Origin of the sequence: Desulfobulbus rhabdoformis (genome assembly GCF_016919065.1) — a bacterium.
GTDB classification, from domain to species: Bacteria; Desulfobacterota; Desulfobulbia; order Desulfobulbales; family Desulfobulbaceae; genus Desulfobulbus; species Desulfobulbus rhabdoformis.
On sequence record NZ_JAFFQA010000091.1, the window covers coordinates 1 to 5,855 of the forward strand.

Below are 5,855 nucleotides of genomic sequence, written 5' to 3' on the forward strand. Positions count from 1 at the left end.
GAACTAAGTTGGTAAACTACCTGACAAAGAACAAAGGCAGAATCGAGTATGGTCGTTTGCGGCGAGGTGGGTACCCGCTTGGCAGTGGAGCGATTGAGAGTGCCAATAAGTTCATCAGCAATATTCGTCTCAAGAGATCCGGTGCCTGGTGGAAAGTTAATTATGCAAACAATATCCTCAAACTGCGATGTGCCAAGTACAATTCAAAATTCGATTCCTTTTTCGAGGAGTATGAACAAAACGCAAAGCAGCAGAGAGCATCACGCCCAAAAAGGATCCGGCGGGTTAAATAATGCCATAAGTAGCGGATGCACCCACTTTTTACCACTGAGATCATTTTGATCGTAGGTCACTTCGATGAGGTTGGCCTTGGGGAAATTGAGATAAATCCACTGGTCCGTGTGCACATTGACTTCAGCCTTTGGGGCCAAAAGCAGCAGCTGGGTTGCCCGTGGATCATCAACGGGTAGGGCAAAAAAGGTGGGATGACCGGAATGTTTGTTAATATGGGGGTAGGGCGGTGCCAGGTTATAACTGCACTGAATATGCACTCTATTGGTATACATAGCCGCGCTCACAACCGCACAGACAGCTCTTTTTATTTGTTTTCCTCCCTCTGCATGGCCAAATTGGTTTGTTGAAAAAAACAGCGTAAGTGCCAAGGCAACAATTAAGGATGTTCTTTTCATGAGTTTTCTCCTGTTATGAAGACAAGAATCGGGATGATGAACAAGAGGTTTAAACGTATTACCTGATTCAAGATAGTATACTGCCTTCACAGCACATCTACCAAGCCAAGTATCCACAGATTATGTATTCTGTCACCCCACTGATCCAGTTGAATTTCAGTGGGGAGTGTATGGATTCTTCTTCTACTCGATGCTTTTCCCCATCTCATAGGCATGGACCATGGAAGCCAGGCTTTTGATGTCCCCTTTTTTCCAGGCGCCCACCCCATAGATCACGCCTTTCTCCACAGCACCTTGCAGGCAGTGGAGAAAGCCACGGAAACATTCAACAGTTCTCTCCATCATCGATTCTTCGCTGTCTGCTGCGGTAACGATGAAATAAAAGGATGTATCACGAATCGCCGTGTAGCGGGCAAAGGTTCGGTCGATCAGGGTTTTTGCCTGGGCATTGATCGTGTAAAAGTAGACCGGTGAGGCCATGACGATGACATCGGCTTGAATCATTTTTTCAAGTATCTCGGTCATATCGTCTTTTTGCCTGCAGATACCGCCATTTTCCTGGCACTGTTCACAACCCAGGCAGACGCCTATTTTCTTTTCCGGAATACGTATTTTTTCAACTTTGTGCCCTGACTCTTCTGCTCCCTTAATGAACTGATCGCAGAGAATGTCTGAATTACCTTTTTTCCGCGGACTGCAGGAAAGAACCAAAATAGTTTTCATAACAAAAAATTCCTTGGATAAAACAACGATGCTACCGGACGCAAAAAGGGGGCAGTCTGGAATGTACTCAGGCTCCTCAGCTGAATACATTCCAGACTGCCCCCCTCTTTCACACCCTATTTCCACTTCAAATTATGAATTTCTAACATATTTAGAGCCTGAAGTAACGCCGTATCCGAAGGCTAAGCCATGATTACCAGAAGTTACTCAGAACACATGGTGCCCTTCCCAGCATGAGTAGGAAAGGTGATTGTTGGGATAATGGAGTGGCTGAAAGTTTTTTCGGCACTTTCAAAATAAAATTGATCTTTGGGGCGACATATTTTCGCCGAGCTGATACCAAGCGGGATATAGTCGATTACTTTGAGATGTTCTACAGCAGCAGACGTCGCCGTCTCTCTCTGGGCTACATGAACCCTATGGAATTTGAAAAGCAACAGTATTGGAAAAAAGCAGCGTAAGCAATTGTCTACCTTTATTTGACCACGTAATTTTTCAACGTCATAACACAGAACTATATCACACTTTTTGGGATACTGTTCTAGTCATGACCCTATATCTAAACTTGAGGCGCAAAGAATACACAGATGGGGCGATTACATTTAAAAATAGACGGGACGTGCAAAGGCAGTGCAGCCAGGGCCTGTACCTATGAAACCCTCCACAACACAGTCAAAACTCCGGTTTTCATGCCGGTCGCAACACGGGCAGCTCTGCGCTGTCAGAGGACTGAAGACGCCGAAGCCTTAGGTTTTCCAGTGCTCCTTGCAAATACATATCACCTTCTCATCCGTCCGGGAATTGAGGTGTTTAACCATTTTAAGGGCATACACAACTTCATGCAGTGGCCGGGATCAGTGCTCACCGACTCAGGTGGGTTTCAGGTCTTTTCGTTGAGTCGGGATGTTACCATACGAGACGAAGGGGCAACATTCAAAAGCTATCTTGATAACAGTTTCATACACCTTACCCCTGAAAAGAGCATAGAAGTACAGAAGGCGATCGGCGCAGATATCATGATGGTGCTTGATCAGTGTGTCAATGCCACCTCTTCATACGAAGAGACCCTTGCCGCAGCAGAGCTCACATCCCGCTGGGCAGAGCGCTCACTCGCCGCACGGCAGGAATCGCCGCAGTTCCTCTTCGGCATCGTCCAGGGCGGTCGGTATGAAAAGTTGCGCAAGATGAGCGTTGGGCAGATCACATCCCTTCCCTTTGACGGCTTTGCAATCGGCGGCCTTGCTGTCGGCGAAGAAGACCATGAGCGGAAAGATTTGACAGAATTTACAGCATCCCTCCTACCCTCTGACCGACCCCGCTATCTCATGGGTGTGGGGACCCCCATCGACCTGCTCGAAGCAGTTCATCGGGGAGTTGATATGTTTGACTGCATTCTGCCGACAGCCATGGGGAGACAGGGTGTTGCCTGGACATCCCACGGCAGGATTGACCTGCGGCGGAGTGTTCACAAGTTTGCTGACCGGCCCCTGGATGATGCGTGTGCATGTGAAACATGCAGAAAATATTCCCGAGCCTATCTGCACCATCTGGTTAAATGTGACGAATATCTGGTCTCGCAGATTGTGGGCCTCCACAACCTGACCTTTTACAAAAGGCTCATGGATCAGATGCGTCAGGAAATACTGAACGGGACATTTTATGCGTATTACTGCAGAACAAAAGAGACACTGAGCATCCAGGACCGGGATAACCCGGTAACCGCGCCAAAGAAAAAAAAGAGAAAAGACCGCTCAAAACTGGGAAAGTTCAGGCTGGTCACATCATCAAACGGCTGGCATACAATTCTTGATGAACAGACGGGTGAAAAATTTCATTCGATTAATGATCCTTACCGTGAAGCTGACACTCTCTACGTCGCACCGACTCTCGCTCGTCTGGAAAAGGACCGTACAACAATCTGGGACGTAGGACTCGGTGCGGGATTTAACACGATGCGCTTTATTCTGGCGTACGAAGAGATGAAAAGCGCGGGATCAACGCTGCCGGAAATTCAGCTTGTAAGTTTTGAAAATGACCTTGACTCGCTTAAGCTTGCCAAGCGGAACTTTGCCCTTTTTACCCACGTACGCCACCAGGCCGTGGATAGCATTCTCGCCAGAGGAGAGTGGACCAGCCAGGATGAAAAGTTCAGCTGGCATCTTGTACCAGGCGATTTTCAGAAGACAAGAGAGAATGCACAGGCTCCTGATATCATCTGGTATGACATGTTTTCTCAAAAAAGTGATTCCCACCTATGGACCTATCACGTATTCAGGGAAATCGCTGACACATGCAAAAATGCAGGTAAAGATCATACCGCGCTTTTTACCTATTCCAACTCTACTGCAATACGGGCAGCTCTTCTGGCGGCAGGATTCTCTGTAGCCCTCGGCCCCTGTTCTGGTCCGAAACCGGATACCACCAGGGCATATATTGGCATGAGAACAAACGAGAGTGTTGAACTGCTGGACAGAAGATGGCTTAAAAAATTTACAATAAGTAGTGCTCCTGTCGGTCCCAACACTACAGAAGAAGACAAATCAACTATTGAGGACAAAGTTCTCTCTCATCCTCAGTTTGGATAGTAATATGGAAAACGGCATGCCGGAAGTTATAAGAAGCTGCTTTTTTTTATCCGTTTCCAACCCTCTCCCTATATTGACGATTTCCATAGTTGATTTTGCTAAATCCAGTATGAATTTTTTAGAGAGGGACCATCTCAGATAGGACCCAGGCTGTACAATTACCAGTTGAGTGCAGGTTTCCAGAAGGCGAGAAAAGGGGTGTTGTGCGCACTGCCGGTAAAGACAGGGTGCTCTTCCCTGTAGAAAACACCTGGGACAGTTTCTTTCTTGCTGACGTTGGAGGAACTGATGAATTTATGCAAGAACGTGCTTCGCAAGACCAGTCTGATCGGGAGCCTTTTTAAAATTGAGGGCATACGGTTGAAAAATTGGATTAAATCAAAAAAAAAACAGAGCTCAACAAGGTTTGTGAAATGCTTGGTTCAAGGAAAACAATAATGGATATACACGAGGAAGTTCCGATAAAATCCTTCTCCATTGCTGCTTATGTCTGTCGAATCGAACGTGGCAAGGCTCAGTTCCTCATCATCAAAAGGCAGACTGCCTATCTGTCTAATTCATGGCAAATGGTTTCGGGCAAAATCGAGAAAGGAGAAAGGGCTTGGGAAGCGGCCCTTCGTGAGATTAAGGAAGAGACTGGCTTGGTACCGGATCGGTTTTACTCCGCTAACGAAGTTGAACTGTTCTATGAAGTCAACCAGAACTGCATTAATCTCATTCCCGTTTTCATTGCCTTTATCGACTCAAAACAATCCGTCGAACTTTCGTCAGAGCACAGCGAGTATAAATGGGTGTCCGCCGAGGAGTCTGCGGCATTCATCAGTTTTGAGCACCAGACTCAGACCATGCACACGCTTGAAACGAAATTCGTAAATCGAGAGCCTCTAGAGTTTTTAAGGATCAAAAAAGAATGAGGCATCAAAAAAAGCACTCACTGGATAATAGGAGTTGCATTACGTTCTATGTTGGGCTCTGCTAAAATTTGAATCAAAATAACCGAGAGCCAGGAGAGAAGAAAAGTATGTATAAATTGGAAGTAGTGCGCCACGAGGCTGCACGAAAGATGAGGGCAGGTCCCTCGGGGGCGGCTTGCAGGAGCAGGCTCCAAACCACCTTAAGCTGCTGTGGTAAAGAGCCATGGTGGTGAGCGTTAAGGGAAAAGGCCCGGCTTAGGATCGGGTCAGGTATGGATCATGGAGACGAATAACCATGAACCACTGATGAGGTGTTGAAAATTTAAGTTGCTGTCAAAACCGGGAACTATTTCCATCCCGGGATAAGTTCGGAGGGAGCCTGTTTACTGTCCGAGCGGCAGCCGGCATAAAGGTGGCGTGAACATGATCCGGGCTTTCGTGTGGAACGTGGGAACCTGTCGCTCCGATGGCAAGGGAGAAATCCAAGTGGAGGCCCCACGAGGATGAGAGTACCGGTGCGGAGCACAGGGGCGGATTACCTCGTAGTAGTGTTGAAGTCTCTGTAATGGAGGTGGAGCGAAGGGGGTAACATGTCCAGAATTACTTTTGGGTCAACCAGAGATGGGAGGAACCTCAAAGTAATTTACGCCTCGATCAAATGCGAGGTGGGCATGAGGAGGGGAGCATCCGATAGTTATGGAATTGCTCTGCAGATCGAAGTTGGCCTGTTTGGTTAATAATTTTAATACTTTACGTTATTTTTTTGTTTAAATGCTGCTTTTTACATGATATAATATCCCGTTAAATCAGGAGGTTACATCATGGCGGCTGTGCGAAAAATTCGGAATTGGTCTAAATGTTACAAAGACATGTACGATAATATTCTCGATCAAAAAATTGCTCACATTATTCAGTGTGTTGATGCGCCCAACAACACGCTTTTT

General features: G+C 46.7%; 5 protein-coding genes and 2 pseudogenes. 5 read left to right on the top strand and 2 right to left on the bottom strand.

Features of this window, described 5'->3' with window-relative positions; all coding sequences use genetic code 11:
* Nucleotides 1-293, top strand: a pseudogene (locus JWJ90_RS22300) (ISKra4-like element ISDau4 family transposase); the annotation flags it as partial.
* Here the strand turns inward: JWJ90_RS22300 and JWJ90_RS22305 are convergent.
* Both JWJ90_RS22305 and JWJ90_RS22310 read right to left on the bottom strand, forming a co-directional pair.
* Nucleotides 261-689, bottom strand: coding sequence for a hypothetical protein (locus JWJ90_RS22305; protein WP_205229429.1), 429 nt, complete (start codon nucleotides 687-689; stop codon nucleotides 261-263). The pseudogene JWJ90_RS22300 and the gene JWJ90_RS22305 sit on opposite strands and share 33 nt — an antisense overlap.
* A 183-nt stretch (nucleotides 690-872) precedes the next feature.
* On the bottom strand, nucleotides 873-1,412 hold the full coding sequence (locus JWJ90_RS22310; RefSeq protein WP_205229430.1) for a flavodoxin family protein: 540 nt from the start codon (nucleotides 1,410-1,412) through the stop codon (nucleotides 873-875).
* Nucleotides 1,413-1,597: 185 nt separating this feature from the next.
* Here JWJ90_RS22310 and JWJ90_RS22315 point away from each other — a divergent pair.
* The 4 genes and pseudogenes from JWJ90_RS22315 to JWJ90_RS22325 form a co-directional block, all read left to right on the top strand.
* Nucleotides 1,598-1,873, top strand: a pseudogene (locus JWJ90_RS22315) (integrase core domain-containing protein); the annotation flags it as partial.
* Nucleotides 1,874-1,999: 126 nt separating this feature from the next.
* Nucleotides 2,000-3,997, top strand: coding sequence for a tRNA guanosine(34) transglycosylase Tgt (tgt, locus tag JWJ90_RS22320; protein WP_205229432.1), 1,998 nt, complete (start codon nucleotides 2,000-2,002; stop codon nucleotides 3,995-3,997).
* Nucleotides 3,998-4,128: 131 nt separating this feature from the next.
* Nucleotides 4,129-4,341 (top strand): type II toxin-antitoxin system VapB family antitoxin, encoded by a 213-nt coding sequence (gene vapB, locus JWJ90_RS24060; RefSeq protein ID WP_420828936.1) that lies wholly within the window; start codon nucleotides 4,129-4,131, stop codon nucleotides 4,339-4,341.
* 93 nt (nucleotides 4,342-4,434) lie between these two features.
* On the top strand, nucleotides 4,435-4,911 hold the full coding sequence (locus JWJ90_RS22325) for an NUDIX hydrolase (RefSeq protein ID WP_205229433.1): 477 nt from the start codon (nucleotides 4,435-4,437) through the stop codon (nucleotides 4,909-4,911).
* The last annotated feature ends 944 nt before the right edge of the window (nucleotides 4,912-5,855 follow it).